Genomic DNA, 25994 nt, shown 5'->3' on the forward strand with positions numbered 1-25994 from the left:
GTGGTCTCCTCAGACTTCGACGGAATCGGCGGAATCGGCAATGTCGTCGCTGTCGGCAATGCCGATGGCGCCATCATCGTCGCGGCGGCGGCGATCGCCCTTGTCCGCTTTGTCCTTGTCGTCCTTGTTCTTCATGATCAGGGACTGCTCGGTATCCGGGCCGTCGCGCTTGATCACGAGGTGACGCAGGATGGCGTCGTTGAAACGGAAGGTGTCGACCAGTTCGTTGAGAACTTCGAGACCGATCTCGATGTTCATCATGACGTAATGGGCTTTGACCAGATTCTGGATGGGATAGGCGAGCTGACGGCGGCCCCAGTCTTCGAGACGGTGGATCGTGCCGCTGCCGGATTCGACGAGCGATTTGTAGCGCTCGATCATTGCCGGCACCTGTTCGCTCTGGTCCGGGTGGACCATGAAGACGACTTCGTAATGACGCATGGTAGTGTCCTTGTGGATATCGACAGGCGGAATTGCCCATCGAAAGCCCCCGCGACGCCGGATCAGCAGATCGATACCGGTGACGGTAGGGCAAGGTCCTCCGCCGAGGGCGGAAGAGCCGGAAAGTATGGCAGTTCAAGCACTTGGACGCAAATCCAGAGGTCCCGACGCAGGAGGGATGCCCGCGGCGACGGATTCCGGGATAGTGGCGACCTTCACCAAGCCCAGCCCAGGCCACGCCCCATGCCCGCATCGATTCCGACATCGCACATCTCCCGGCCGCGGGCTGCCCGCTGGATCGGGTTCGCGCTGGCGCTTGCCTGCGGTTCGGCATTCCCGCGTCGACCGGGACGGCCGCCCCTCCCGTCGGACCGAACCCGCCCTGCCCACCCAGCTCGCGGATCTCGACGCTTACGTCGAATCCGTGCGCAAGACCTTCCAGGTGCCGGGGATTGCGGTGGCGGTGGTCAAGGACGGCGAGATCGTACTGGAGCGCGGCTGGGGCGAGCGCGAACGGGGCAAGGCACCGGTCGACGCCCACACCCTCTTCGCCATCGCATCCAATACCAAGGCATTCACGGCTGCGGCCCTGAACATGCTGGCCGAGGACGGCAAGCTGAGCATGGACGACCGGGTGATCGAGCATCTGCCGTGGTTCCAGATGGCCGACCCCTACGTGACCCGCGAAATGCGCATCCGCGACCTGCTGGCGCACCGCAGTGGCCTGGGGCTGGGCGCAGGCGACCTGCTCTACTGGCCCACCACCACCTACACCGGCGAAGAGGTGGCCCGCCGCCTGCGTCATGTGCCGCTGACCGGCTCGTTCCGCGATCGCTACGCCTACGACAATATCCTGTATGGCGTGGCGCAACTGGTGGTGGAACAGGTCAGCGGGCAATCGTACGAGGCCTTCCTGCGGGCCCGGATCTTCGTCCCGCTGGGCATGGCCGGGACCCGCTACAACAGCGATGCGCTGAAACCCGGCGACAACGTGGCGACCGGTTATGCGCTTGCCGATTCCAGGGATCTGCAGCCCGCTCCGCGATTGTCGTGGTACAACGTCTCCGGCGCGGGCGGCATCTACGCCAGCGCGCACGATATGGCTCGATGGATGCGCCTGCAGCTTGCCGGTGGCACCTACCGCGATGCGCATGGCGTCGATCATCGCGTGTTCACGGAGAAGACCCAGCAGCAGATGTGGTCGGCGATCACGCCGATGCCGGTGCCGCAGCCGTCGGTGCCCGAGTTGCAGCCGGCGATGCCGAATTTCGTCGCCTACGGTCAGGGCTGGGTGCTGTCCGATTACCGTGGGAGCAAACTGGTCTGGCACACCGGTGGCTGGCCGGGCATGGTGTCGCGGTTGACCCTGGTGCCGGACCACAAGCTCGGCGTGATCGTGCTGACCAACGCCGAACTCGGCGGCGCCTTCCACGCCATCACCCTGCGCGTGCTCGACGCATACCTCGATGCGCCGAAGACGGACTGGAACGCGGCCTACGGCGCAGCGCTGGCGAAATCGCGCGAAAAAGCCGATGCAAGCTGGGCCGCGCACCAAGCGGCCCGGGTCGAAAACTCACGCCCTTCGCTGCCGCTCGCGGGTTATGCCGGCACGTACCGCGACCCGTGGTACGGCGATGTCTCGATTCTCCGCGAAGGCGATGCGCTGAGGATGACATTCTCGCGCACGCCATCCTTGACCGGCACGCTCAGCCACTGGCAGCACGACACGTTCATCGTGCGCTGGGACGAGCGCTGGCTCAACGCGGATGCCTTCGTGAACTTCTCGCTGGACGTCGACGGCAAGGTCCGCGAAGCCGGGATGCAGGCGATCTCGCCGAACACCGATTTCAGCTTCGATTTCCAGGATCTGGTGCTGAAGCCGGTGCGGTAGAACCTATCCTCGTGGGAGCGGCGGAAGCCGCGACAGCAAGCGGAAAGAAAAATTGGCCGCACGTCATCGCGGCTTCCGCCGCTCCCACAGCATCCTCATCGACGCGCGGCGATCCACGCATCGATATGTCGCTCGAGCGTTTCCAGCGGCACGGAACCGGTCTCCAGCACGGCGTCGTTGAAGTCGCGCAGGTCGAACTTCGGACCCAGCGCCTGCTCGGCGCGCGCGCGCAGCCCGGACATCTTCAGTTGGCCGATCTTGTAGGCCAGCGCCTGCCCCGGCGTGCCGATGTAGCGGTCGATCTCGTTGACGATGTCCTGGTCGGTCTTCGGCGCGTTGTCCTTGAAGTATGCGATCGACTGCTCGCGGCTCCAGCCCTTGGCGTGCATGCCGGTGTCCACCACCAGCCGCACCGCGCGCCACATTTCGTAGGCGAGCTGACCCATGCGGTCGTAGGGATCGTCGTACAAACCCATTTCATGGCCGAGCTGTTCGGCATACAGGCCCCATCCCTCGCCGTAGGCGACGAAATACGCGGTACGGCGGAACATCGGTGCGTCCGGCAACTCCAGCCCGCGCGCGAACTGGAAATGATGGCCCGGCACCGCTTCGTGCAGCGACAGCGGGATCATTTCCCAGATCGGCCGCATGTCCGGTTTGTACAGGTTGACGTAGTAGAACCCCGCGCGACTGCCGTCGCTGGCGCCCTGCTGGTAATAAGCGGTGGTGGTGTCGGGTGCGATCGTGTCCGGAATCGGCCGCACGCCGTAGGGTTGGCGGGGAATGGTACGGAACACCTTCACCAGCTCGGGATCGATCCGCTTGGCGATCGCGCGATAGCGGGTCAGCAGCGCCTCCGGCGTTTTTTCGAAGAAACGCGGATCGGTGCGCAGGAAGGTGAAGAATTCGGCCAAGGTGCCCTGGAAACCGGCTTCGGCTTTGACCTTCTCCATCTCGGCGCGGATGCGCGCGACTTCCCCCAGGCCGATCGCATGGATTGCGTCGGCGCTCAGATCGGTCGTGGTGTAGTTGCCGGCGAGAAAATCGTAATAGGCCTTGCCGTCCGGCAGGTCCGCGACTGCGGTGCCGGCACGGGTCTTCGGCAGATAGGCGTCGTTGAAATAGGTCTGCAGTTTCCGGTATGCCGGAACGATCCGGGTCGCGATGATGTCGCGGGCCTCGGCCTGGAGTGCGGCGCGCTCGGACTCGGGCACGCCGCTCGCGAACTTCGCGAACGGCCGGTAGAACGGACTGGCGGCCGGATCGTCGACGATCTGCGCGGCGATCTGCGCCGGCACGCGCTGCATCAGCACGCGCGGCGGCACATTGCCGGTTTTCACGCCTTCGCTCATCAGCACCATGGTCTGGTCGATCACCTTGGGCAGCGCGCGCATCCGCGCCAGCCAGTCCCGATAGTCGCGGATTTCATTGAACGCCAGGCCTTCGACGATGCCATCCGCGTTCTGTACACCGCCCTGATGGCCGATGGGCTGGAGACATTCGCGGAACTTCTGCCGCTGCACGGTCTTTTCCTGCAGCCAGAGGAAAGTGTCGTAGTTCAGCTGATCGGCTGGGCTGAGGCGGCTGCGATCAAAGCGTTTCAGTCGCGCCAACGCCTCGCGATCGGCCGCCTCGCTGGCGGCGATCGCCTCGAGGCTGTTGTCGGACCAGCGGTCGTTGTAGCGGCGGTCGCCCTCGAACGAGGCCGACTCCGGGTTTTCGCGCAGTCCGCGCTCCCACTCTTCCGAGAAGAACGCATCGAGGCGCCGACCTTCGTCGGCCTGCCGGGCCCACGCATGCGGGACACCGATGCCGGTCGCAAGGGAAACCGCCACGAGCACCGCTGTACGGGACAGGCCACGGATCATGGGCAACTCCGACGCGGATGATGCCCGGAGTCTAGTCCGTGGCAGGCATCCACGGATATGGCGGAAGTCAGGCATGGCCTGCCCCGCCGGAGCGCGGTCAGGCCGCGCGGTCGGCGTCGGTGGTGAAGCTCTCGCCGCAGCCGCACTCGGCCTTGACGTTGGGGTTGCGGAACACGAACTGCTCGCTCAGGCCCTGCTTGAGGAAGTCGATCTCGGTGCCGTCGACCAGCGGCAGGCTGTCGGCATCGATGAAGATCCGGATGCCGCCCTGTTCGCTGACCGCGTCGCCGGGTTTGGCTTCGCGCGCGAGATCGACCACATAGCTCCAGCCGGAGCAACCGGTGCGTTTCACGCCGAAACGAAGACCGAGGGCGTCGGGTGCATCGACGAGATAGCCCTGGATGCGTTGCAGGGCGGCGGGAGCGAGTGAAATGGTCATGTGCGGGATTGTAGCCTCAGTTAAACTTGGTGGCTTACCCCATATCGGCGCGACGGCGCGGGAAATCAAGGCAATGGCGTTCAGCAGCGTAAAAGAAGCATTGGCCGGGACGGCCGGAGTCGGTCCCGGAGTAGGCGCCGAAGTCACCGTGAAGGGCTGGGTCCGCACCCGCCGCGACTCCACCGCGCTGAGCTTCGTGCAGGTCAGCGACGGCTCCTGCTTCGCGCCGATCCAGATCGTCGCCACCGACGCACTGTCGAATTACGAGACCGAAGTGAAGCGTCTTTCCGCCGGCTGCGCGGTCGTCGCCACCGGCACGCTGGTGGCCTCGCAGGGCAAGGGCCAGAGTTACGAGATCCAGGCGACCGAAGTCGAAGTGGTCGGCTGGGTCGAAGATCCGGAAACCTATCCGATCCAGCCCAAGCCGCACACTCTGGAATTCCTGCGCGAAGTCGCCCATCTGCGTCCGCGCACCAATCTGTTCGGCGCGGTCACCCGCATCCGCCACTGCCTGGCGCAGGCGATCCATCGCTACTTCCATGAGAACGGGTTTTACTGGGTCAACACCCCGATCATCTCCACCTCGGACGCCGAAGGCGCCGGGCAGATGTTCCGCATCTCCACGCTGGACATGATGAACCTGCCGAAGACCGCCGACGGCAACATCGATTTCTCGAAGGATTTCTTCGGCAAGGAGGCCTTCCTCACGGTCTCCGGCCAGCTCAACGTGGAGGGCTACTGCCTCGCGCTGAGCAAGGTCTACACCTTCGGGCCGACCTTCCGCGCCGAGAACAGCAACACGTCGCGCCATCTGGCCGAATTCTGGATGATCGAGCCCGAGATCGCCTTTGCCGACCTCGACGACGACGCCACGCTCGCCGAGAACTTCCTCAAGTATCTGTTCCGCGCGGTCCTGAACGAGCGCGCCGACGATATGGCCTTCATCGCCGAGCGCGTGCAGAAGGACGCGATCACCCGGATGGAGACGTTCGTGAACGCGCCGTTCGAGCGCATCCAGTACACCGACGCGGTGAAGCTGCTGCAGGATTCGAAGCAGAAGTTCGAGTTCCCGGTCGAATGGGGCCTGGATCTGCAGACCGAGCACGAGCGCTGGCTGACCGAGACCCACGTCGGCCGCCCGGTGGTGGTGATGAACTACCCGGAGCACATCAAGTCGTTCTACATGCGCCTCAACGACGACGGCAAGACCGTGGCCGCGATGGATGTGCTGGCGCCGGGCATCGGCGAGATCATCGGCGGCAGCCAGCGCGAAGAGCGTCTGGATGTGCTCGACGCACGCATCGCCCAATTCGGCCTCGATCCCTCGCATTACGGCTGGTATCGCGACTTCCGTCGCTACGGCACCGTCCCGCACGCGGGCTTCGGTCTGGGCTTCGAGCGTCTGGTGGTCTACGTCTGCGGCCTGAACAACATCCGCGACGCGATCCCGTTCCCGCGCGCGCCGGGACACGCGGAATTCTGATGATCCTTTTCTTCGCATTGGTTTTCGTGGCGCTGGCGATCGCCGGCGCGACCGCCTTCGTGATCTTCTGGCCGCTGGCGCTGGTGCATCTGCGCGATCGCCAGCCGGACATGCTCGCGGCGCTGTCTTCGCCGAGATTCATCCACCCGGTGACGCTGTGGTGGCTGCTGGACGGCGGCTATCGCAGCGCCAAGGACCGCAACCTCGACGGCCTCGCGACCCCGGCGAGACTGTCGCTGGCGACGATCCTGATCGGGCTGTTCACGGCCGGCATCCTCTGGCTCTGGTCGGTGGCATCGCCATGAACATCGCTGCCGATGCGCCGGACCACGACATCCGCGACATCCACGAAACCTGGTGGCTCGCGAGCCTCGGGCGCACCATCGTGTGGGCGCGGCTGCGGGTCCGCGAGGCCGGCACCGCCGAAGTCTTCGACAGCGACGGCAACACCCTCGCCTACGACAGCGAAGACACCGCGCGCGCCGCGCTGATGGATGCCGAATTCGTCTCGCTCGACGGATTGGATGAAGAAGACGCACTGGAGCGCGGCTTCACGATGGCCGAGATCGCGCCACCACAGGCCGAACACGACGACCAGTTGCGCGGACAGATGATCCGGACCCTCGGCGCGCGGGCCTGAGAGCCGGCAAGCCGACGGCATGTATCTGCCCCGCGCCTTCGTCGAAACCGACCTCGCTGCGCTCGATGCGCTGATCGGCGCACATCCATTCGTGACCTTGATCAACACCGATGCCGATGGCGCACCGTTCGCAAGCCATCTGCCGGTGCTGTACCGCCGCGACGGCGATGCGGTGCTGATCGAAGGCCACTGGGCGCGACCGAATCCGCAGGCGCGGCACACCGGCGACATCCTGATGATCGTCCACGGCCCCGATGCCTACGTCTCGCCGGGCGCGTATCCGGACAAGGAAGAAGCCGCACGCGTGCCGACCTGGAACTACGCGGTCGCGCATCTGCACGGCCGGCTCGATGTCTACGAAGATGAATCCGCGCTGGGCGACCTCGTCGACCGCCTCAGCCGTCGTTTCGAAGCCGGCGTCGGCCGCGACTGGCGCTTCGAGATGGGCCGCGACGATCACCGCGACCAACTGCGCGGCATCGTCGGTTTCCGCTTCGTACCATCCCGTATCGATCTGAAATTCAAGCTCAGCCAGAACCACCCGCCCGCCAACCGGCGCGCGGTGCGCGAAGACCTGGCTGCGCGCGACGATGACGGCGCCCGCGCCATCGCCCATCTCATGCGCGCCGGCGAGACCGGCCGCGACGACTGACGCCCATCAGGACACCACTCCATGGATCTGAACCTCAACGGCAAACACGCGCTGGTCTGCGGCGCTTCCGAAGGCATCGGCCGCGCCGCCGCGCACGAACTGGCACTGCTCGGCGCCGATGTCACCGTGCTGTCGCGCCGCCCAGATGCGCTGCAGGTGGTGGTCGATGCCCTGCCGCGCACCGGTACGCAGCGCCACGGTGCGGTGGTGGCGGACGTGTCCGATACAGTCGGCCTGCGCGCCGCGATCGATGCCTTGGTTACCGGTCATGCGATCCATATCCTGGTCAACAACACCTCAGGACCGGCCGGCGGACCGGCCCATGGCGCCAGCGAAGACGCCTTCCTCGATACCTTCCGCAAGCACCTGCTCGCCAACCACGCGCTGGTGCAGGCGGTGCTGCCGGGCATGCGCGCCGCGCACTGGGGGCGCATCGTCAACGTGATCTCGACGTCGGTGCGCGAGCCGATTCCCAATCTCGGCGTGTCCAATACCATCCGCGGCGCCGTCGCCAGCTGGGCCAAGACGCTGTCGCGCGAACTCGCCGCCGACGGCATCACCGTCAACAACGTGCTGCCCGGCTACACCGAAACCGCACGCCTGGACCAGATCCTGCGCGACCGCGCCCAGGCCAGCGGCCAGACCGAAGACGCCGTGGCCGCCGGGATGCGCCAGAGCGTACCCGCGGCGCGGTTCGCGCAACCTGCGGAAGTGGCGGCTGCGATCGCTTTTCTCTGCTCGCCGGCCGCCGCGTACATCAATGGCGTCAGCCTGGCCGTGGACGGCGGGCGGATGCAGTCGATCTGAACGGCTCGTCGCAGCATGTCGTCATGCCTCCCGTGGAAGCGGGATCGCCGACAGACTTGAGTTGCCCGGCCGGACGGCTATGCTGTCCGAAGCAGTCCTCACCCGGCAGTCCATCCCATGTCCCCTGAAGAACGCCGCCGCGCAGAGCGCCACGAATACGATTGTCTCGTCCTGATCGCACACGGGCCCGATGGTTTCGTCGGCCATATCGACAACGTTTCGGCCACCGGGTGCCGTACCACGCGCCCGCACGACTGGGCCTTGGCCAACGGCGCCGAAGTCCGGCTGTATCTGATGATCGACGAACGCTACGTATTCAGCGCCGAAGCGCGGGTGGTCTGGGCCAGCAATGAGTACCTGGGCTTCGAATATCTCGAACCGCAACCGCTGCCGGCTTGATTCTTGCGCGAAAGTTCCGGAACCTGTCAGGGACGGTTGCCACCCACCACCGCAGGCCGGAGCAGCCTATGATCCATATGATCCAGGAGATACGCCGGGCGCGGTGCCCGGCGCTGTGAGGTCCAAGGGATGCATCGCATGGAAGAACTGCTGTTGAAAGAACGCCGTGCCGGCGACCGCGTGCCGTTTGCGATGCAGGTGATGGTCGTTTGCAACGACATGGCATGGGCCGCCGATGTGCTCGATCTCTCCGAAGGCGGCTGCGGTATTTTCCGGCCGGTCGGTTGCCTGTTGCGCGAAGGCAATGTCGCGCAGCTGTTTTTCTACCAGGGCATCGGCCCGGCGGTTCCGGTATCGGCGCGGATCGCACGCGTCACCGAACGCCACATCGGTTTCGAGTACCACGATTCGCAGACCATCCCGCCGGCGTTGCCCTGATCCGATGCCCGAAGGCCCCGAGATCCGTCGCGCCGCCGACCGGCTCGCCGCCGCGGTCGTCGGGTTGCCATTGCATCGTGCATGGTTCGCGTTTCCTGCCCTGAAATCGCATGAAACCTCGCTTCCCGGCCATCGCATCGAAGCCGTCACCCCGCACGGCAAAGCACTCCTGACCCGATTCGACAATGGCTGGACGCTCTACAGCCACAACCAGCTGTACGGCGTATGGAAGATCGCCGCAGCCGGCGAGCGCCCCGAGAGCACCCGCTCGCTGCGGGTGGCGCTGGACACCGGGCACAGCACGATCCTGCTGTATTCCGCCTCCGACATCGAGATGTGGCGCAGCGACGACGTGCACCGCCATCCGTTCCTGATGAAACTCGGCCCCGATGTCCTCGATCCGACGCTCACAGCCGTGGCCGTGGCCAAACGCCTGCACGACCCGCGTTTCAGGAGTCGCGCACTGGGCACCCTGCTGCTGGATCAGGGCTTTCTCGCCGGCATGGGCAACTACCTGCGCTCGGAAGTGCTGTTCGCCGCCGGCCTGCTGCCGGAACGCAAACCCGCCGATCTCACGCCCGCACGGTTGCGGTCGCTTGCGCGCGAACTGTTGGCGATCCCCCGCCGCAGTTACGCCACGCGCGGGATCGAGCCCGCCAAGGGCATGCGCGAAGATTATCTGACCGACACGCCCGAAGGATTCCGCTTCCTCGTCTTCGACCGCGAAGGCCAACCCTGCCCGCAATGCGGTACGCGCATCGTCCGCCAGGAAACGGGTTCGCGCCGGCTGTATCTATGCCGGCGCTGCCAGACCTGAAGTCATGACCCGGGCGACCATCCTTCAGGCGACATAGAGACAACCGGTGACCGCCCAACGCGCCGTCGTCGCCGGATAGCTGGTCGTGATCCGGGCGATGGAAATGCGCACGTCGGTATTCTTGTCGGCATACAGCGTGACCGGGCCGAACGCCTTGCGGTCGAGATTGCTGTAGCCGGTGGCGACATGGAGGTCGTGCCAGGCGAAAGTGCCGCCGACGACCGTGCCAACCTGGAAGTCGGCGGTATCGGTGGCTGCGGGCAAACGGAACCCGGCGCTGACCTGTTCGATCTGCAGACGGTAACCCGCCGGCACCGTGAATTGGGCGGTGACGCCGCTGTAGCCTGCGGGAAAGGCGATCGAGCCCGTGGCCTGGAACGGTTTGGGGCAAGCGTCGCCGTGCGCCTGTGCGGCGAAAGGCGCGCAGGCCAGCGCCGCGAGAAGAAGAAAGCTCCGATGCGTTTTCATAGGGATGTCCTGATGTCCATGAGAGGGTTGAAGCACGGCCTTGTGCCGTATCGTTCGCGCGCCGTGCGCGGGCGGTCCCCCGCCAGCCGCATCGGGCACCCCAGCCTTAACGGTGCCGGGCAGGATCTGGGGACACGATCAGCCGACACGATCAGGGGACACGCGGAGGCCGATCTCGGTAAGCTTGTGCGATGCGAACCTTCCATCACGTGATCGCCGGCACCGAGCGCCCATCGCACAGCGGGCGCCAACTCGACGTGTTCGATCCGGCCACCGGCCACGTCCATGCGCAGGTCGCTGCCGGAGACGCGGACGATGCCGCCGACGCCATCGCTGCGGCGCAGGCGGCGTTGCCGGCATGGTCGTCGTTGCCGTCGAGCGAACGCGCGCGCTGGCTGGAGCGCCTGGCCGACGCGCTCGAAGCGCGGCTCGACGATTTCGCCCATGCCGAGGCGGTCGACGGCGGAAAACCCTACGCATTGGCGCGCGATGTCGAAATTCCGCGCGCGATCGCCAATCTGCGTTTCTTCGCGCACGCCGCCACCCAGTTCGCCAGCGAATCGCACCACGGACAGGCCGGGCTCAACTACACCCTGCGCCAGCCGCTGGGCGCGGTCGCCACGATCTCGCCATGGAACCTGCCGCTGTATCTGTTCACCTGGAAGATCGCGCCGGCGCTGGCGGCGGGCAACACCGTTGTCGCCAAGCCCTCCGAAGTCACGCCGGCCACCGCGACCATGCTCGGGCGGCTCACGAACGAGATCGGCTTCCCGGCCGGCGTGCTCAACATCGTCCACGGTCTCGGCCCCGACATCGGCGAGCCGCTGGTGCTGGATCCAACCATCAAGGCCGTGTCGTTCACCGGCAGCACCGCCGTCGGCAAGCGCATCGCCGCCCTCGCCGCTTCGCAACTCAAGAAAGTCTCGCTGGAACTCGGCGGCAAGAACCCGACCCTGATCTTCGCCGACAGCGACTGGCGCGATCAGCTCGATGTCATCGTCCGTTCGGCATTCCAGAACAGCGGCCAGATCTGCCTGTGCGGCTCACGCATACTGATCGAACGCAGCGTCTATGCCGAAGTCCGCGATGCGCTGGTCCAGCACGCCCTGGCGCTGCGCGTCGGCGACCCGATGGATTCGGACACGCGCATGGGCCCGCTGGTATCGCAGGCGCATTTCGACAAAGTCCTCGCGGCGCTGCAGCGCGCACGCGACGAAGGCGGTCATGTGCTGTGCGGCGGCCATGCGCTGGACCGCCCCGGCTGGTTCGTGGCCCCGACGGTCATCGAGGGTCTCGGCCCGGACTGCGCGACCAATCGCGAGGAAATCTTCGGCCCGGTGGTGACGCTGCAGCCTTTCGAGACCGACGATGCAGCGCTTGCCTTGGCGAATGCAGGCGACTACGGGCTCGCCGCATCGCTGTGGACCAACGACCTCAAGCGCGCGCACCATGTCGCCGCGCAGTTGCGCGTGGGCATGGTGTGGATCAACACCTGGCTGATGCGCGATCTGCGCACGCCGTTCGGCGGTATCGGCCAGTCCGGCATGGGTCGCGAAGGCGGCATGGAAGCCATGAGATTCTTCACCGAAGCAAAGAACATAGGAGTTGCACTGTGACCCGATCGCTGGAGGATCTGTTGCGCAACAACCGGGCATGGGCCGAACGGGTCCGTGACGAAGACCCTGATTTCTTCAAGCGGCTTTCGCGCCAGCAGGCACCGAAATACCTGTGGATCGGCTGCTCCGACTCGCGCGTGCCGGCGAACCAGATCCTCGGGCTCGATCCGGGTGAAGTCTTCGTGCACCGCAACGTCGCCAACCTCGTCGTGCACACCGACCTCAACTGCTTGAGCTCGATCCAGTTCGCGGTCGATCTGCTCAAGGTCGAACACATCCTGATCGTCGGCCACTATGGCTGCAGCGGCGTCCACGCCAGCCTCACCGGGAGCCGCGTCGGCCTGGCCGACAACTGGCTGCGCCACGTCGGCGATGTCGCCCAGAAACATGCGGCGCTGCTCGACACGGTGGAACCGGGATCGATGCGCCATGCGCGGCTGTGCGAACTCAACGTGATCGAACAGGTGACCAACGTCTGCCAGACCACCGTGGTCCAGGATGCATGGGCTCGCGACCAGCCACTGACCGTGCACGGCTGGATCTATGGTCTGCACGACGGCAAGGTGCGTCAGCTCGGTCTGGATGCAAGCTCGCCGACCGAACTGGCGGAGCAGTATCCCGCGGCGGTGGCGGCACTCGGAAACGACAGGAGCGAATGATGAGCGACATCATCCACGCCGCAGCCGCGCCCAAGCCCGTCGGCAGTTATCCGCACGCACGCCGCGTCGACGGCCCGGGATCAGGTCCGGGGCAAGCCCTGCTGTTTCTGTCCGGCATCGGTCCGCGCGACCCGGCCAGCAACGGCATTCCGGGCAATGTCCACGACGCCGACGGCCGCCTGATCGCCTACGACATCTCCGCGCAGACGCACGCGGTCTTCGCCAACGTGCGCACGGTGCTCGACGCCAGCGGCGCGCGCTGGGAAGACCTGGTCGACGTGACCGTGTACCTCACCGACATGGCCCGCGACTTCAAGACCTACAACGCGATCTGGGCCGAATATTTCCCCGATGCCGCCAACGCACCGTGCCGGACCACGCTGGGCATCACCGCGCTGCCGACGCCCATCGCGATCGAACTTAAATGCATCGCCGTCGCGAAGGAGTGAACCATGCTGCCCAACCCGATCAACCTGCAGGCCTGGATCGATGAACACCGGCATCTGCTGAAACCGCCGGTCGGCAACAAATGCATCTACGACGGCGATTTCATCGTGATGGTGGTCGGCGGCCCCAACGCGCGAACCGACTACCACTACGACGAAGGCGCGGAATGGTTTTACCAGCTCGAAGGCGAGATGGTATTGCGCATCCAGGAACAGACGGATGAAGGGCGCGTCGCCCCACGCGACATCACGATCAAGGCCGGCGAGAATTTCCTGCTGCCGCCGCGCGTGCCGCATTCGCCGCAGCGCTCCGCGGGCGGCATCGGCCTGGTGATCGAACGCAAACGCCTGCCGCACGAACTCGATGGCCTGCAGTGGTACTGCGACATCTGCAACGAAAAACTCTATGAGGCGTATTTTCCGCTGGTGAACATCGAAACCGACTTCCCGGCGGTGTTCGATCGCTTCTACAGCTCGCACGACCACCGCACCTGCAAGGCCTGCGGGCATTTCAATCCGGCGCCGGCGAAGTACGACCTGCAGAGAGACCAGCCATGATCCGCCCACGATTTGCAGCCTATCTGCTGACGATAGCGACCAGCCTTTTCATGATTGACTGGGCCGCTGCCGCTGAAGCGACCGAATCCTCTCCAAAGCACTATCAATTGAATCGCCTCGCACTGCTTCAGCCTGAGTCGTTGATCGGAAAACGAGTCGCTGTCAAAGACATCGTCGCAACGACGAACGCGATCACATCGATCGCTGAACGATGGTCTTCCGGTCTCGACACAGGCCGAGCGGCCAACGACTGCGCGATTTTTGTTGCATTGCGGCCAAAAAAGCGGATCAAGACATGGACAAGCTGCAAGACTTTCGAGGCGACAGAGCTCGATATCCTCATCGCCAATGAAATGCAAGCCAAGCGTATCCCCCGTGTCAGTGGCCTCGTCCTGTTCGCCATGCATGGGAAATCTTCGGATGAGAATGCTTTTCCTGATGCGTGGAAGACCGGACTCGACGGCACGCTCAAAACGGTCGCCATGAGCGACATCGTCGACCGGATCTGGCCCGAATGAATTCCTGATGCTCAAAATCGACACCCACGCCCATTACCTGCCCCGCGACTGGCCCGATCTCGCGGCCAAGTACGGCGATATCCGCTTTCCGGTGATCCATCACGGCGACGACGGACGCGCGCGCATCTACAAGGACGGCAAGTTCTTCCGCGAGATCTGGCCGAAGACCTGGGACCCGCAGCTGCGGATCGAGGAATTCGCGCACTTCGGGGTGCAGGTGCAGGTGCTGAGCACGGTGCCGGTGATGTTCAGCTACTGGGCGAAACCGCAGCACGCGCACGACCTGCACCAGGCCTTGAACGATCACATGGCCGAAGCGGTGCGCGACTATCCGCGCCACTACGCCGGGATCGGCACGGTGCCGCTGCAGTCGCCGCGCCTGGCGATCCAGGAATTGGAACGCTGCGTCGATCAGTTGGGGCTGCAGGGCGTGCAGATCGGCTCGCACGTCAACGACTGGAACCTCGATGCGCCGGAATTGTTCGATGTCTTCCAGGCCGCGAGCGAACTCGGCGCCGCGATCCTCGTGCATCCCTGGGACATGATGGGCAGCGAGTCGATGCCGAAATACTGGCTGCCGTGGCTGGTCGGCATGCCCGCGGAGCAGTCGCGCGCGGCCTGCAGTCTGGTCTTCGGCGGCGTGCTGGAGCGGCTGCCGAACATGAAGATATGCCTCGCCCATGGCGGCGGCAGTTTCCCGTACACGATCGGTCGCATCGAACATGGTTTCAATATGCGCCCCGATCTGGTCGCGACCGACAACTTCCGCAACCCGCGCGAGTATCTGTCGCGGCTGTATTTCGATTCGTGGGTGGCCGATCCGCGCGCGTTGCGCTATCTGATCGACACCTGCGGCACCGAGCGGATCATGCTCGGCACCGATTATCCGTTTCCGCTCGGCGAGCAGGAACCCGGCGCCGGCATCGCCGCGCTGAAGCTGTCCGACGCCGAAGAGACGCGGCTGTATCACGGCACTGCGCTGGAATGGCTGGGGCTGCCGATCGCGAGGTTCGCATGATGCATGGACAATTCAGCTTGATGTTCCCCTGCTTTTACTCGAAAAACATCAAACAGTTCGATCAACTGGCGACCATCGCTCATTTGCATCGTCATTCCCGCGAACGCGGGAACCCAGTGACTTTGACGTTGTGCGGGTGGCGTGAGAGCCGCTGGATCCCCGCGTTCGCGGGGATGACGATGTATTTCAAGTGTGCTGCAGCTACACCCGATGCGAGGGGCGCATGATCGACGCAGCGATGAGCGACGACTACGCTCGACAGCAGGATGCCAATGACCCGCTGCGCGCATTCCGCGACGAGTTCCACATCCCGCGTCACGGCGATGCGGAGATGGCGTATTTCTGCGGCAACTCGCTCGGCCTGCAGCCCAAAGGCGCGCGCGCTTACGTCGACGAAGTGATGGACAAATGGGCGCAGGATGCGGTCGAAGGGCATTTCCTCAAGCCCGCACCGTGGATGCCGTACCACGCGCTGGTCCGCGACGCGCTGGCGGGCGTGGTCGGCGCGCAGCCGGAAGAAGTGGTGGCGATGAATTCGCTCACCGCGAACCTGCACCTGATGTTGGTCAGTTTCTACCAGCCGACCATCGAGCGTACCGCGATCCTGATCGAAGCCGGTGCGTTCCCCTCGGATCGCCATGCGGTGGAATCGCAGCTGAAATATCGCGGGCTGTCGGCGAAGCACTGCCTGATCGAAGTCGAACCGGACCAGGCCGACGGCACCTTCTCGATGGCCGCGATCGAACGCGCCATCGCCGAACACGGCAAGCGGCTTGCGCTGATCCTCTGGCCGGGCGTGCAGTACCGCACCGGCCAAGCGTTCGATCTGCAGGAGATCGCGCGTCTCGGCCACGCCGCAGGTGCGGTGGTCGGCTTCGATCTGGCGCATGCGGTGGGCAATCTCCCACTGCAATTGCACGACAGCGGCGCCGATTTCGCGGTGTGGTGCCACTACAAATACATGAATGCCGGGCCCGGCGCGGTCGGCGGCTGTTTCGTGCACGAGCGACACGCGCGCACCGAGCGCCCGCGATTCGCGGGGTGGTGGGGGCACGATCAGGATACGCGCTTCAAGATGGGGCCCGAGTTCGTGCCGACCCCGGGCGCCGATGGCTGGCAGCTGAGCAATCCTCCGATCCTCGGTCTGGCGCCGCTGCGCGCATCGCTCGACCTGTTCGCGCGCGTGGGCATGCCCGCGCTGCGCGCGAAATCGGAGCGGCTCACTGGCTATCTGGAAGCGCTGATCCGCACGCAGTTGTCCGACAAGCTGCAGATCGTCACACCGTCCGATGTCGCGCAGCGCGGTTGCCAGCTGTCGCTGCGGGTGATCGGAGGCCGCGAGCACGGCCGCGCGCTGTTCGAACATCTTGGCGCGCAGGGCGTACTCGGCGATTGGCGCGAACCCGACGTCATCCGCATCTCGCCCGCGCCGCTGTACAACCAATTCGCCGACGTGGCGCGTTTCGCGCGCGCAGTACAGGAGTGGCACGCATGAATGTCGATCCAATGTCCGCCGCCAACCTGCGTCGTCTCACCCTGGTCGGTGCGGGGCTCGCCGGCCCGCTGCTCGCGACCCTGCTCGCACGCGATGGTTGGGAGGTGGATCTGTTCGAGCGCCGCGGCGATCCGCGCGTCCACGGCTATGCCGGTGGACGTTCGATCAATCTCGCGCTGGCCGAGCGCGGCCTGAATGCGCTGCGCAGCGCCGGTGTCGACGACGACGTCCTGAAACAGGCGGTGATGATGCGCGGACGGATGGTGCATGCCATCAGCGGCGAACAGCGCCTGCAGCGCTACGGCAAGGACGACAGCGAGGTGATCTGGTCGATCAGCCGCGGCGATCTGAACATCGTCCTGTTGAACGCTGCGGAAGCGGCGGGCGTGCGCCTGCACTTCGACCGGCGACTCGAAAGCGTCGACTTCGCGCAGCGCGTCGCGCATTTCGTCGGCGAGCGCGAAGATATCGCGCATCACTTCCACGCGCTGATCGGCTGCGACGGCGCCGGCTCGCATCTGCGCGCGGCGATGCAGACCGTGGTCGACCTCGGCGAACACATCGAAATCATGCCGCACAGCTACAAGGAACTTGAGATTCCGCCCGGCTTCGACGGCGAGTTCCAGCTCGAACCCAATGCCCTGCACATCTGGCCGCGCGGCGACTACATGTGCATCGCGCTGCCGAACGACGAACGCACCTTCACGGTCACCCTGTTCCTGCCCAACGAAGGCGGCATCAGTTTCGCGACCATCCGCAATGGCATCGAAGCGCAGGCGCTGTACGCACGCGATTTCGCCGATGCCCTGCCGCTGATCCCGAAACTCGTCCACGACTTCGACGCCAATCCCACCGGCATGCTGGCGACGCTCTATCTCGAGCGCTGGCATCTCGATGGCCGCGCGGTGCTGGTCGGCGACGCTGCGCATGCGATGGTGCCGTTCCACGGCCAGGGCATGAACTGCGCGTTCGAGGACTGCGTCGCGCTGGCCGGACATCTGCAGCGCGACCGCGACACCGAGACCGCGTTCGCGGCGTTCGAAGTCGAACGCAAACCGGATGCGCGCGCGATCCAGCAGATGGCGCTCGAAAACTACCGCGAGATGAGCGACCGCGTCGACGATGCCGATTTCCTGCTGCAGCGCGAGCTGGAACGCGCGCTCGCCGTGCGTCATCCCGAACGGTTCGTGCCGCGCTATGCGATGGTCAGCTTCCGCCGCCTGCCCTACGCCACCGCGTTCGAGCGCGGACGCATCCAGCGCGCATTGCTGGTCGACGCTACCGCCGGCCGCAGCAGTCTCGATGGCCTGGACTGGGCCGCCGTCGACCGCATGGTCGACGAACGTCTGTCGCCACTGCCTGCGGAGGTCTGAGTGCCCGCGAGCTTCCTGTTCTACGATCTCGAAACCTTCGGCACCGATCCGCGCCGGAGCCGGATCGCGCAGTTCGCGGCGATCCGTACCGATGCGGATCTGAATCCGGTCGACGAGCCCTGGGATTTCCTCGTCAAACCGGCCGACGATCTGCTGCCCTCGCCCATCGCGACCCTGATCACCGGCATCATCCCGCAGCATGCGCAACGCGATGGCGTGAGCGAAGCGGACGCCTTCGCCCGGATCTTCGAAGCGATGTCGACGCCAGAAACCTGCACGCTCGGTTACAACTCGCTGCGCTTCGACGATGAATTCGTGCGCTACGGTCTGTTCCGGAATTTCCACGATCCCTACGAACGCGAATGGCGCGCCGGCAATTCGCGCTGGGATCTGCTCGACGTGATGCGGCTGGCGCATGCGCTGCGCCCGGAGGGCATCGTCTGGCCACTGCGCGAAGACCGCGCGCCATCGTTCAAGCTGGAACATCTCGCCGCCGCGAACGGCGTGCGCGAAGGCGATGCGCACGAAGCGCTGTCCGATGTCCGCGCATTGATCGGCATGGCGCGCAAGCTGAAGACCGCGCAGCCGAAGCTCTGGGACTACACCCTGAAACTGCGCGACAAGAAGTTCGCCGGGCGCATGCTGGACACCGTGGCGATGACGCCGGTGCTGCATGTCTCGCAGCGTTTCCCCGCATCGCGGCTGTGCGCTGCAGCGGTCGTGCCGCTGGCCCGCCATCCGAAGATCGACAACCGCATCGTCGTCTTCGACCTGCACGAAGCGCCGGACGCGCTGCTCGCACTCGACGCCGACGAGATCGTCGACCGGCTGTACACGCCCGCCGCCGACCTGCCGCCGGGCGAAGCGCGGATTCCGCTGAAGGAAGTGCATCTCAACCGCAGCCCGATGCTGGTCGAATGGGCGCATCTGCGCGATGCGGACTTCGAACGCCTGCGGATCGATCCGGCGCTGGCCGAAGCGCGCGCCGAACAACTGCGCGATGCCGGCCCGGCGCTGGCCGAAAAAATCCGTCGCATCTATGCCGCGCGCACGCCGCCGGAGACCCTGGACGTGGACGGCTCACTCTACGATGGCTTTCTGCAGGATGGCGACAAGCGCAAGTTCGCCGAAGTGCGCAGCACGCCGCCGACCACGCTGGCGCAGCGCGATTTCGCATTCAAGGACGCGCGACTGCCGGAGCTGCTGTTCCGCTATCGCGCGCGCAACTGGCCCGAGACCCTGTCGATGGCCGACGCGCAGCGCTGGAACGATTACCGCCGCACCCGCCTCACCGAGGATCGCGGCCTGTCCGAATTCACCTTCGACACCCATCGCGCCGAAATCGCGGCACTGCGTCTTGCGCATGCCGACGACGGCCGCGCGCAGGCGCTGCTCGATCAACTGCAAGCCTGGGCGCACGATCTGGAGACCGGACTCGCATGAGCAGTTATTTCTCGGAACGCAGCTTCAAGTTCATGCGCGGCCTCGCCCGCCACAACGATCGCGCATGGTTCCACGCGCACAAGCAGGACTACGAGCAATACGTGCGCGCACCGTTCCTCGCGCTGATCACCGATCTGCAGCCCGCATTGCTGGAAGTGAGCGAACACTATCGCGCCGACCCGAAGACCGTCGGCGGCTCGCTGTTCCGGATCCATCGCGACACCCGTTTCTCCGGCGACAAGGCGCCGTACAAACTCTGGCAGGGCGCGCGCCTGTTCCATGCACGCAGCCGCGAAGTGGAAGCGCCATCGTTCTACCTCCATCTGCAGCCGGGCAACTGCTTCGTCGGCGCGGGCCTGTGGCACCCGGAACCCGAAACCCTGCGCCGCATCCGCCAGTTCATCGTCGACAACCCCGGCAGTTGGGCCGCCGCCGCGCACGCGAAACCATTCCGCAAACGCTTCGATCTGGACGACAGCGACATGCTGGTCCGCCCCCCGCGCGGCTACCCCGCCGACTTCATCCATCTCGACGATCTGCGCCGCAAGAACCACGTCGCGATGCGGATGATCGACGACGCAACGATGACCGGCCCGCGCCTGCTGTCCACGCTCACGAAAGACCTGCAGCAGCTCGGGCCGTTCATGGATTATCTCTGCGCCGCGCTGGATCTCGAGTTCTGAAGGTTGTTTGTAACCTGCGCCTGATCCTTGAGGCCCACCTGATCAGCAAAACAACATAGACAACAGCATGATCCCTCCGCTGTCCCTCTCCCCACAGGCGGGGAGAAGGGCAATCGCTGCAAGCGGGGAGAAGGAATTATCGGGAGGTGTGGCGATCGTTCGTCATGGATCTTGTATCGGACTGCCAAACCCGTCTCGTTTTGCCGCAATGCGTCATGACAGTGTCAATACGCCCCCGTATCCTCGTTCGTGATGCCATGCCGTGGGGACTGGCAGATCATCAAAGGATCAGCGCGGCGCATCGCCACGCTTTCATGGAACAGGAAACAAATAAAGAGGGGTTCTTATCGTGCGTAAATACCTCTGCGGGCTTCTGCTCGCTCTGGCGGCGCCGTGTGCGCTCGCCAATACCGGTGTGGCTTTCGTCCACGGCACCGGTGCCCAAACCAACGCTTACAACGACTACTGGCAACCGGCGATGGTGGACTCGGTCCGCGGCGGCTTGCCGAATCCGGCCAACTACGTCGTCATCAACTGCGACTTCGGCCAGTACTGGTGGGACAGCCGCGCTGCGGGTTGCCTGGCAGGACAGTTGACCACCTTCATCAACACCAAGGGCATCACCCGTCTGATCGTCATCACCCACTCCAACGGCGGCAACGTCATGCGGTGGATCCTGTCGAATCCGACCTACGACAGCCGTTACCCGAACATCATCAGCAAGACCGTTCGCGTCAATGCGCTGGCGCCATCGTCGACCGGTACGCCTTTGGCGGACGCGGTGATGAACGGTACCGTGTTCGAAGCAGCGCTCGGTTGGCTGCTCGGTTACCAGAACGACGGCGTCCGCCAGCAGCAGCAGAGCTGGATGGTCTTCTACAACAGCAATTATCTCTACGGCACCAGCGGGCGTCCGGCGCTGCCGAAAACCTTCCGCAGCGTGGTCGGCACCGACGTCGATTCGTCCCCGTTCGATGGCGACAGTTATTGCGGCGGCTACAGCCTCAACGTCGGTCTGGAAATCACCCAGAACTGGCTCGCCAGCTGTTCCGACGGCTTCCTGAATTGCACGAGCCAGGCCGGCGCCGGATCGGTCTGGTTCTACGACACCTCGCGGATGGCCGGCGGCGAACCGCTGTCGCACAACCAGAGCCGCCGGGCCTGCTTCGGCCTGAACAATATTCTCCGCACCGATGCGGGCCAGTGAGGACAACGCCATGAGACTCTCCATCGCTATCGCTCTCGCGCTGCTCTCCTTCTCCGCCACCGCCGCGCAACCGCTGCGGACCGCCGGTGCCAAGGATCAGGCTCCCTCCCGTCTTGTCGCCCTGCCCGCACCGTCGGCCCAGATCGAACGCGCCCCGGTGTCGTTCGCCTGGAAACTGGACCCGACCCAGGCGCTTGCCGCAACCATGCCTTACGTCGCGCAAAGCCGCGAGTACTGGCAGACCGTCGACGCCGCCGAACTCGATCGCGGCGTGCAGCTGAAGATGTCCGCCCCGGGCAGCCTGATCCGCATCAGCCCGACCCGGGGCGCGCGCGCGCTGCGCACCGAAGAGCTGCAGATCAACGACAGCCAGGGTGCGGCGAAGGTGCAGAACATCGCATCGGCCAAGCAGCTCGTCGACGCCGGTATGGACGTGCAGACCGGCACCGTGATCGCCAAGCTGGGCGACCAGGAAGGCGCCGACACCTACACCATCCGAGTGCCGAAGGCCCAGGGCCAGTACCTCGTGCATGTGTTCGAGCCGCAAAGCTCCGACGTCCTGCGCGCCGGTACCGACCGCAGCCACGCCCTCGCCGGTTCCAGCCTGCGTTTCGACGTGGACTTCAGCCGCGCAGGCAAGCTGTCCTCGGCCCTGCAGGCCGATGCCATGCTGGTCGCGCCGGATGGCCGCAGCTGGCCGGTGGCGCTCGCCTCGAACGGCAGTGGCCTGTCGGCCAACGTGAAGCTGCCGGCGAACGTCGGCAACGCGCCCGGACTGTGGGAAATGCAGGTGTTCGCCAACGCCGATGGCATCCAGCGCGACGCGCGTACCGCGTTCGCGGTGGCCGCGCCGACCGCCCGCTTCAACGGGGTGTTCGCGTTCAATGCCAAGACCATGCGCATGGCACTGCCGGTGCAGACCGGCTCCACCGGTCGCTACGAGGCACGCGGCACGCTGTTCGCCACCGCCGCCGATGGCGTGATGCGTCCGGTCTCCGAGGCGCACAGCGCGGCGTGGATGAAGCGCGGCAACGGCATGCTGGTCCTGCAGTTCGATCGTGCCCACCTGCCGCAGGGCTACGGTGCGCCGTTCGAAGTGCGTCAGCTGGAACTCAACGACCAGTCGCGCATGGCGCCGCTGGAGAGCCGCGAACGCGCGGGCATCGCTCGCTGAGTGCTGTCGTTCCATCGTTTGAAACCGACAAGGGGCCGGAAGGCCCCTTGTTTTTTGGGCGAATGCCGCAGCAGGCTTGCAACGACAGCAGACGCTATTCGTTCACCACGCCGTGCGGCACATGCCCCGCCGCCACATGCTCGCGCGCCGAATCGATGTTGTGCTGCGAATCGTCGAAGAAGATGTCCGCGCCGAACGCCTGCAGGAACGGGCCCTTGGCACGGCCGCCGAGAAACAGCGCCTCGTCGAGGCGGATGCCCCACTCGCGCAGCGTGCGGATCACGCGTTCGTGCGCGGGTGCGGAGCGTGCGGTCACCAACGCGGTGCGGATCGGACAGGCCTCGATCGGATACGCCGCCTGCAATCGATGCAATGCGTCGAGGAAGACGCGGAACGGCCCCCCGGGCAGCGGCTCGTGCGCGCGCTCGCGTTCGTGGCGCGCGAACGCTTCCAGCCCGTCTTCGCGCGACACCCGTTCGCTCTGGTCGTCGAACAGCACCGCATCGCCATCGAACGCGATCCGGATCTGCTCACGCTGCGGACCATCGACGACCGGCTGAACCGCCTGCGCCGGCAGCAGCGTCGCCGCAGCGATACCGTGCTCCAGCGCGCGGCGGACGGCTTCGGCATCGGCCGACAGGAACAGGTGCGCACCGAAGGGTTTGATGTACGGCCAGGTCGGGGCGCCGGACGTGAACGTGGCGCGGCTGATGGCCAGGCCGTGATGCTGGATCGAATTGAAGACGCGCAGACCGGTGTCCGAGGAATTGCGCGACAGCAGGATCACTTCGACGCGCGGCGTGCCCGCCGGGGCGTCCGCATTCAGCGCCAGCAGCTTGCGCACCAGCGGGAAGGCGATGCCGGGTGGCAACAGCTCATCCTCATGGCTGCGCTGGTAGGCGGCGAAGGCATCGACGCCTTCGCGCTCGAACAGCGCGTGGCTTTCCTCCAGATCGAACAATGCCCGGGAGGAGATGGCGATGACGAGGGGCTGGATGAGTTCTGGAGTTTGCATGCGATCAGTGTGCAACGAAACGGTCTCAGCCGCAGCGACGGCGCATCGACAGGACGGATCAATTGGCCAGATGCCGCGCCTGACGCGAGGGGGTGGCGCTTTTCTTGCGCGGGACCGGCACGGGCCGCACCGCGTCCGCGTCTTCGAACGCCAGCCGCGAACGACCGCCCTGACCGCGATAGTCGTCGATCAGCGCGCGGTTCGCGATCCCTGCCTCGATGCCGCCATCGGCGATCAGGAACGCCTGCAGCGCATGCACCAGCCGCTCGTGCGCGATCGCATGGGTCTGCCCGGTGCGTGCGTACAGCCAATCGCTGAAGGCCAGGAAGCGCTGGAACGGAGCGTCGCCGAGCAGCAGCGCCAAGGTGCGCGGCAGACGTCCGGAATTCGCGACCATGTCCCAGTACCGGGAGAAGCGCGACAGCCGCTGCATCGTGGCGAAATCGATGAGGTCGGTGCTGAGGATGTTGTACGGCGGATCGGGATTGAAACGCAGATCGTGCGCCTGCGCATGCCGGGCGATCGGCGCGCCGCGCAGGCGCTTGAGGATGCCGAACTGGATTTCGTGCGGCGCCAGCGCCACCAGCCGGTCGAATCCGCGCGCGAAGCTTTCCACGCTTTCCCCGGGCAGGCCGGCGATCAGGTCCACGTGCAGATGCGCCTTCGACTGCGCGCGCAGCCAGCGCAGATTCGCAGCCGCCTTCTCGTCGTTCTGGCGGCGCGAGATGCGGGTCTGCACCTCGGGATCGAACGTCTGGATACCGATCTCGAACTGCAGCGTGCCCTGTGGAAACCGCACGATCGCATCCTTGAGCCGGTCCGGCAGGTGATCGGGAATCAGCTCGAAATGCACGAACGGCGGATCGTCCGCAGCGGCATCGATCTTGCGCAGGAAGAAGTCGAGGATCGCGAGCGAGGTATCGACCTTGAGATTGAAGGTGCGGTCGACGAATTTGAACTGGCGCACGCCGCGCGCGTACAGCGTTTCCAGCGACTCGAGAAAAGGGTCAAGCGCGAACGGCCATGCGGTCTTGTCCAGCGCCGACAGGCAGAACTCGCATTTGAAGGGACAGCCGCGCGAGGCTTCGACATAGAGATGTCGCTGGCGCACGTCCTCGTCGGTGTATTCCGCGTACGGCAGCACCAGATCCTTCAACTCGGCCTGCACGCCGGGAATGATCCGGGTCGGCGGCGTTTCGCCGCGCAGCAATGTCTCGGCGAGCCATGCGAAGGTCACATCGCCCCACCCGGTGATGACGTAATCGGCGAGCGCGCAGATCCGCTGTTCGCCCACCTCGTGACTGACTTCCGGGCCACCGAGCACGATGATGAGGTCGGGCGCGACCGTCTTCAGCTGCGCCACGAGCCGCGTGCTTTCCTCGACGTTCCAGATGTAGACGCCCAGCCCGAGGATGCGCGGGCGGCGGGCGAGGATCTTCTCGACGATCTCCTCGGTCTTCTGCCCGATCACGAACTCCAGAATCTCCGAACGCTCGCGCAGGTCGCCAAGATTCGCGCGCAGATAGCGCAGGCCTAGCGAGGCATGCGAATAGCGGGCGTTGAGCGTGGAGAGCAGGATGTCGGTCATTGGGAGAGTATATCGCCCGACGGGTCCGGGGACGCGCCATGGAACAAACGTCTTGGGCGTGGCTACCGAAGGCGATCAGCCGATGATCAAGACGCGCGCTCGCGGCCTATCATCAGATGGGAATCTCGGCGGATTTTTACGAAAAGCACCGCAGTGAAAATAGCGAATTGCATCAACATGAAAACAAAAACAGTCCTGATTGCCTCTACCATTTCGCGCGTCATTTCTTCAATTCTTTGCGCGATCAATACCCTATCCTCTGGAGAGGATACAAGCGAATTCTCCAGATCCCTCTTCGGGTTATAAATATGACTCGGAATAAAAAGAATCAGAAGGTGGATGTTTACCAGAAGCACAAAACACCAGATAAAAATCCAAATTTTATTTTTTCTCATTGCGGCATCTCGCTGAATTTCATTGCAAATACACTAACCGGGGAAACATTCAAGGCCAAACGGGCCAATGAAGTTGATCGCCCCCCGCATACCTATGGATGTTTTTCAGATCATTTTGGTGTATTTTCTCGACATACATTGATCGCACCATCGTCGTCAATGATCTCGACAACTACGCCTGATGGCGATACATAGACTTTGCCTTTAGGAGCCAGTTCTGCATACCTGAGGCAAACGATGATCTTCTTCCCCTGCACGCCAAAATACGTCACTTTATCTTTAACGTCATCGACATAGTCATCCGCCTTCGCAAACTGTATGGTCTTTACTACTTTGTTGCTCGCATCCGATATCACTCGGATATTGCCATCCGCTGCCTCCCAATCAGCAGATGCAGTAATGTCTACACGAGTATCTTGGTTGACCACACTCATTAGGGTAGTCGTTGTCCTTGGCGAGCAAC

28 protein-coding genes are annotated in these 25994 nt (G+C 64.7%); 20 read left to right on the top strand and 8 right to left on the bottom strand.

Translation table 11 applies throughout. The features are described 5' to 3' along the window. Positions 1 to 9: 9 nt before the first annotated feature. Positions 10 to 441, bottom strand: a complete 432-nt coding sequence (rpsF, locus tag HOP03_17150) for a 30S ribosomal protein S6 (protein ID NOT89883.1) — start codon at positions 439 to 441, stop codon at positions 10 to 12. Between the two features lie 178 nt (positions 442 to 619). Here rpsF and HOP03_17155 point away from each other — a divergent pair, with 178 nt between their 5' ends. Beyond that, entirely contained in the window at positions 620 to 2332 is a 1713-nt protein-coding gene (locus HOP03_17155) for a serine hydrolase (protein ID NOT89884.1), read from the top strand. A gap of 95 nt (positions 2333 to 2427) precedes the next feature. On the opposite strand, the gene HOP03_17160 is transcribed toward HOP03_17155, so the two are convergent. Both HOP03_17160 and HOP03_17165 read right to left on the bottom strand, forming a co-directional pair. Beyond that, positions 2428 to 4200, bottom strand: a complete 1773-nt coding sequence (locus HOP03_17160) for a DUF885 domain-containing protein (GenBank protein ID NOT89885.1) — start codon at positions 4198 to 4200, stop codon at positions 2428 to 2430. A 97-nt stretch (positions 4201 to 4297) separates the two neighbouring features. Continuing rightward, a complete protein-coding gene (locus HOP03_17165) occupies positions 4298 to 4639 on the bottom strand; it encodes an iron-sulfur cluster assembly accessory protein (protein ID NOT89886.1) in 342 nt (113 codons plus the stop codon). 73 nt (positions 4640 to 4712) lie between these two features. On the opposite strand from HOP03_17165, the gene asnS reads away from it, so the two are divergent. The 8 genes from asnS (at position 4713) to nei (ending at position 9875) form a co-directional block, all read left to right on the top strand. Then, positions 4713 to 6122 (top strand): asparagine--tRNA ligase, encoded by a 1410-nt coding sequence (gene asnS / locus HOP03_17170; GenBank protein NOT89887.1) that lies wholly within the window; start codon positions 4713 to 4715, stop codon positions 6120 to 6122. Further along, on the top strand, positions 6122 to 6427 hold the full coding sequence (locus HOP03_17175; protein NOT89888.1) for a hypothetical protein: 306 nt from the start codon (positions 6122 to 6124) through the stop codon (positions 6425 to 6427). The genes asnS and HOP03_17175 overlap by 1 nt, the downstream gene beginning before the upstream one ends. Next, positions 6424 to 6762, top strand: coding sequence for a hypothetical protein (locus HOP03_17180; protein ID NOT89889.1), 339 nt, complete (start codon positions 6424 to 6426; stop codon positions 6760 to 6762). The genes HOP03_17175 and HOP03_17180 overlap by 4 nt, the downstream gene beginning before the upstream one ends. Positions 6763 to 6781: 19 nt before the next feature. Next, the gene (locus HOP03_17185) at positions 6782 to 7414 is read left to right on the top strand and encodes an FMN-binding negative transcriptional regulator (protein ID NOT89890.1); all 633 of its coding nucleotides are present in this window, start codon (positions 6782 to 6784) and stop codon (positions 7412 to 7414) included. Positions 7415 to 7435: 21 nt separating this feature from the next. Further along, the gene (locus HOP03_17190) at positions 7436 to 8221 is read left to right on the top strand and encodes an SDR family oxidoreductase (protein ID NOT89891.1); all 786 of its coding nucleotides are present in this window, start codon (positions 7436 to 7438) and stop codon (positions 8219 to 8221) included. Positions 8222 to 8338: 117 nt separating this feature from the next. Then, positions 8339 to 8620, top strand: coding sequence for a PilZ domain-containing protein (locus tag HOP03_17195; GenBank protein ID NOT89892.1), 282 nt, complete (start codon positions 8339 to 8341; stop codon positions 8618 to 8620). Positions 8621 to 8749: 129 nt separating this feature from the next. Continuing rightward, positions 8750 to 9058, top strand: coding sequence for a PilZ domain-containing protein (locus HOP03_17200; GenBank protein ID NOT89893.1), 309 nt, complete (start codon positions 8750 to 8752; stop codon positions 9056 to 9058). Positions 9059 to 9062: 4 nt separating this feature from the next. Continuing rightward, positions 9063 to 9875 carry an endonuclease VIII gene (gene nei / locus HOP03_17205; protein NOT89894.1) on the top strand — a complete coding sequence of 271 codons (813 nt, stop codon included), beginning with the start codon at positions 9063 to 9065 and terminating at the stop codon, positions 9873 to 9875. 24 nt (positions 9876 to 9899) lie between these two features. Here the strand turns inward: nei and HOP03_17210 are convergent, their stop codons facing one another. Next, positions 9900 to 10343, bottom strand: a complete 444-nt coding sequence (locus tag HOP03_17210) for a hypothetical protein (GenBank protein ID NOT89895.1) — start codon at positions 10341 to 10343, stop codon at positions 9900 to 9902. Between the two features lie 631 nt (positions 10344 to 10974). Here HOP03_17210 and can point away from each other — a divergent pair. The 11 genes from can to HOP03_17265 all read left to right on the top strand — a co-directional run bounded on the left by can (position 10975) and on the right by HOP03_17265 (position 22533). Then, the gene (gene can / locus HOP03_17215) at positions 10975 to 12618 is read left to right on the top strand and encodes a carbonate dehydratase (protein ID NOT89896.1); all 1644 of its coding nucleotides are present in this window, start codon (positions 10975 to 10977) and stop codon (positions 12616 to 12618) included. Continuing rightward, complete coding sequence (locus tag HOP03_17220) at positions 12615 to 13067, top strand: RidA family protein (GenBank protein ID NOT89897.1); 453 nt, start codon at positions 12615 to 12617, stop codon at positions 13065 to 13067. The genes can and HOP03_17220 overlap by 4 nt, the downstream gene beginning before the upstream one ends. Before the next feature lie 3 nt (positions 13068 to 13070). Beyond that, complete coding sequence (locus HOP03_17225) at positions 13071 to 13622, top strand: 3-hydroxyanthranilate 3,4-dioxygenase (protein ID NOT89898.1); 552 nt, start codon at positions 13071 to 13073, stop codon at positions 13620 to 13622. Further along, entirely contained in the window at positions 13619 to 14140 is a 522-nt protein-coding gene (locus tag HOP03_17230; protein ID NOT89899.1) for a hypothetical protein, read from the top strand. The genes HOP03_17225 and HOP03_17230 overlap by 4 nt, the downstream gene beginning before the upstream one ends. 7 nt (positions 14141 to 14147) lie before the next feature. Next, the gene (locus HOP03_17235) at positions 14148 to 15158 is read left to right on the top strand and encodes an amidohydrolase (protein NOT89900.1); all 1011 of its coding nucleotides are present in this window, start codon (positions 14148 to 14150) and stop codon (positions 15156 to 15158) included. 223 nt (positions 15159 to 15381) lie between these two features. Further along, the gene (gene kynU, locus HOP03_17240; protein ID NOT89901.1) at positions 15382 to 16653 is read left to right on the top strand and encodes a kynureninase; all 1272 of its coding nucleotides are present in this window, start codon (positions 15382 to 15384) and stop codon (positions 16651 to 16653) included. An 11-nt stretch (positions 16654 to 16664) separates the two neighbouring features. Further along, positions 16665 to 18026 carry an FAD-dependent monooxygenase gene (locus HOP03_17245; GenBank protein ID NOT89902.1) on the top strand — a complete coding sequence of 454 codons (1362 nt, stop codon included), beginning with the start codon at positions 16665 to 16667 and terminating at the stop codon, positions 18024 to 18026. Next, positions 18027 to 19469: an exodeoxyribonuclease I gene (gene sbcB, locus HOP03_17250; GenBank protein ID NOT89903.1), complete on the top strand. Its 1443-nt coding sequence runs from the start codon at positions 18027 to 18029 to the stop codon at positions 19467 to 19469. Next, positions 19466 to 20152: a DUF2461 domain-containing protein gene (locus tag HOP03_17255; protein ID NOT89904.1), complete on the top strand. Its 687-nt coding sequence runs from the start codon at positions 19466 to 19468 to the stop codon at positions 20150 to 20152. Before sbcB ends, HOP03_17255 begins: the two co-directional genes overlap by 4 nt. A gap of 373 nt (positions 20153 to 20525) precedes the next feature. Beyond that, positions 20526 to 21359 carry a hypothetical protein gene (locus tag HOP03_17260; GenBank protein NOT89905.1) on the top strand — a complete coding sequence of 278 codons (834 nt, stop codon included), beginning with the start codon at positions 20526 to 20528 and terminating at the stop codon, positions 21357 to 21359. Positions 21360 to 21369: 10 nt separating this feature from the next. Beyond that, complete coding sequence (locus HOP03_17265) at positions 21370 to 22533, top strand: DUF4785 family protein (GenBank protein ID NOT89906.1); 1164 nt, start codon at positions 21370 to 21372, stop codon at positions 22531 to 22533. A gap of 94 nt (positions 22534 to 22627) precedes the next feature. Here HOP03_17265 and HOP03_17270 read toward each other — a convergent pair whose 3' ends face one another. The 4 genes from HOP03_17270 to HOP03_17285 form a co-directional block, all read right to left on the bottom strand. Continuing rightward, positions 22628 to 23548, bottom strand: a complete 921-nt coding sequence (locus HOP03_17270) for a 5'-nucleotidase (protein NOT89907.1) — start codon at positions 23546 to 23548, stop codon at positions 22628 to 22630. A 58-nt stretch (positions 23549 to 23606) separates the two neighbouring features. Beyond that, positions 23607 to 25136 carry a DUF4080 domain-containing protein gene (locus tag HOP03_17275; GenBank protein ID NOT89908.1) on the bottom strand — a complete coding sequence of 510 codons (1530 nt, stop codon included), beginning with the start codon at positions 25134 to 25136 and terminating at the stop codon, positions 23607 to 23609. A gap of 86 nt (positions 25137 to 25222) precedes the next feature. Further along, positions 25223 to 25531 carry a hypothetical protein gene (locus HOP03_17280; protein NOT89909.1) on the bottom strand — a complete coding sequence of 103 codons (309 nt, stop codon included), beginning with the start codon at positions 25529 to 25531 and terminating at the stop codon, positions 25223 to 25225. A gap of 110 nt (positions 25532 to 25641) precedes the next feature. Next, positions 25642 to 25965: a hypothetical protein gene (locus HOP03_17285; GenBank protein ID NOT89910.1), complete on the bottom strand. Its 324-nt coding sequence runs from the start codon at positions 25963 to 25965 to the stop codon at positions 25642 to 25644. Positions 25966 to 25994 lie beyond the last annotated feature (29 nt).

The organism is Lysobacter sp. (genome assembly GCA_013141175.1).
Taxonomy (GTDB): Bacteria; Pseudomonadota; Gammaproteobacteria; order Xanthomonadales; family Xanthomonadaceae; genus Lysobacter_I.

Bases quoted from the DNA above. Each gene is read 5' to 3' on its own strand.
- HOP03_17235 (NOT89900.1), top strand. From the start codon at position 14,148: ATGCTCAAAATCGACACCCACGCCCATTACCTGCCCCGCGACTGGCCC.
- HOP03_17165 (NOT89886.1), bottom strand. From the start codon at position 4,639: ATGACCATTTCACTCGCTCCCGCCGCCCTGCAACGCATCCAGGGCTAT.
- HOP03_17275 (NOT89908.1), bottom strand. From the start codon at position 25,136: ATGACCGACATCCTGCTCTCCACGCTCAACGCCCGCTATTCGCATGCC.
- kynU (NOT89901.1), top strand. From the start codon at position 15,382: ATGATCGACGCAGCGATGAGCGACGACTACGCTCGACAGCAGGATGCC.
- HOP03_17270 (NOT89907.1), bottom strand. From the start codon at position 23,548: ATGCAAACTCCAGAACTCATCCAGCCCCTCGTCATCGCCATCTCCTCC.
- HOP03_17230 (NOT89899.1), top strand. From the start codon at position 13,619: ATGATCCGCCCACGATTTGCAGCCTATCTGCTGACGATAGCGACCAGC.
- HOP03_17200 (NOT89893.1), top strand. From the start codon at position 8,750: ATGCATCGCATGGAAGAACTGCTGTTGAAAGAACGCCGTGCCGGCGAC.
- HOP03_17190 (NOT89891.1), top strand. From the start codon at position 7,436: ATGGATCTGAACCTCAACGGCAAACACGCGCTGGTCTGCGGCGCTTCC.
- HOP03_17160 (NOT89885.1), bottom strand. From the start codon at position 4,200: ATGATCCGTGGCCTGTCCCGTACAGCGGTGCTCGTGGCGGTTTCCCTT.
- asnS (NOT89887.1), top strand. From the start codon at position 4,713: ATGGCGTTCAGCAGCGTAAAAGAAGCATTGGCCGGGACGGCCGGAGTC.
- HOP03_17185 (NOT89890.1), top strand. From the start codon at position 6,782: ATGTATCTGCCCCGCGCCTTCGTCGAAACCGACCTCGCTGCGCTCGAT.
- HOP03_17265 (NOT89906.1), top strand. From the start codon at position 21,370: ATGAGACTCTCCATCGCTATCGCTCTCGCGCTGCTCTCCTTCTCCGCC.
- HOP03_17180 (NOT89889.1), top strand. From the start codon at position 6,424: ATGAACATCGCTGCCGATGCGCCGGACCACGACATCCGCGACATCCAC.
- HOP03_17280 (NOT89909.1), bottom strand. From the start codon at position 25,531: ATGAGAAAAAATAAAATTTGGATTTTTATCTGGTGTTTTGTGCTTCTG.
- HOP03_17255 (NOT89904.1), top strand. From the start codon at position 19,466: ATGAGCAGTTATTTCTCGGAACGCAGCTTCAAGTTCATGCGCGGCCTC.
- HOP03_17285 (NOT89910.1), bottom strand. From the start codon at position 25,965: ATGAGTGTGGTCAACCAAGATACTCGTGTAGACATTACTGCATCTGCT.
- HOP03_17195 (NOT89892.1), top strand. From the start codon at position 8,339: ATGTCCCCTGAAGAACGCCGCCGCGCAGAGCGCCACGAATACGATTGT.
- HOP03_17245 (NOT89902.1), top strand. From the start codon at position 16,665: ATGTCCGCCGCCAACCTGCGTCGTCTCACCCTGGTCGGTGCGGGGCTC.
- HOP03_17175 (NOT89888.1), top strand. From the start codon at position 6,122: ATGATCCTTTTCTTCGCATTGGTTTTCGTGGCGCTGGCGATCGCCGGC.
- rpsF (NOT89883.1), bottom strand. From the start codon at position 441: ATGCGTCATTACGAAGTCGTCTTCATGGTCCACCCGGACCAGAGCGAA.
- nei (NOT89894.1), top strand. From the start codon at position 9,063: ATGCCCGAAGGCCCCGAGATCCGTCGCGCCGCCGACCGGCTCGCCGCC.
- HOP03_17225 (NOT89898.1), top strand. From the start codon at position 13,071: ATGCTGCCCAACCCGATCAACCTGCAGGCCTGGATCGATGAACACCGG.
- can (NOT89896.1), top strand. From the start codon at position 10,975: ATGGAACCTGCCGCTGTATCTGTTCACCTGGAAGATCGCGCCGGCGCT.
- HOP03_17220 (NOT89897.1), top strand. From the start codon at position 12,615: ATGATGAGCGACATCATCCACGCCGCAGCCGCGCCCAAGCCCGTCGGC.
- HOP03_17155 (NOT89884.1), top strand. From the start codon at position 620: ATGCCCGCGGCGACGGATTCCGGGATAGTGGCGACCTTCACCAAGCCC.
- HOP03_17210 (NOT89895.1), bottom strand. From the start codon at position 10,343: ATGAAAACGCATCGGAGCTTTCTTCTTCTCGCGGCGCTGGCCTGCGCG.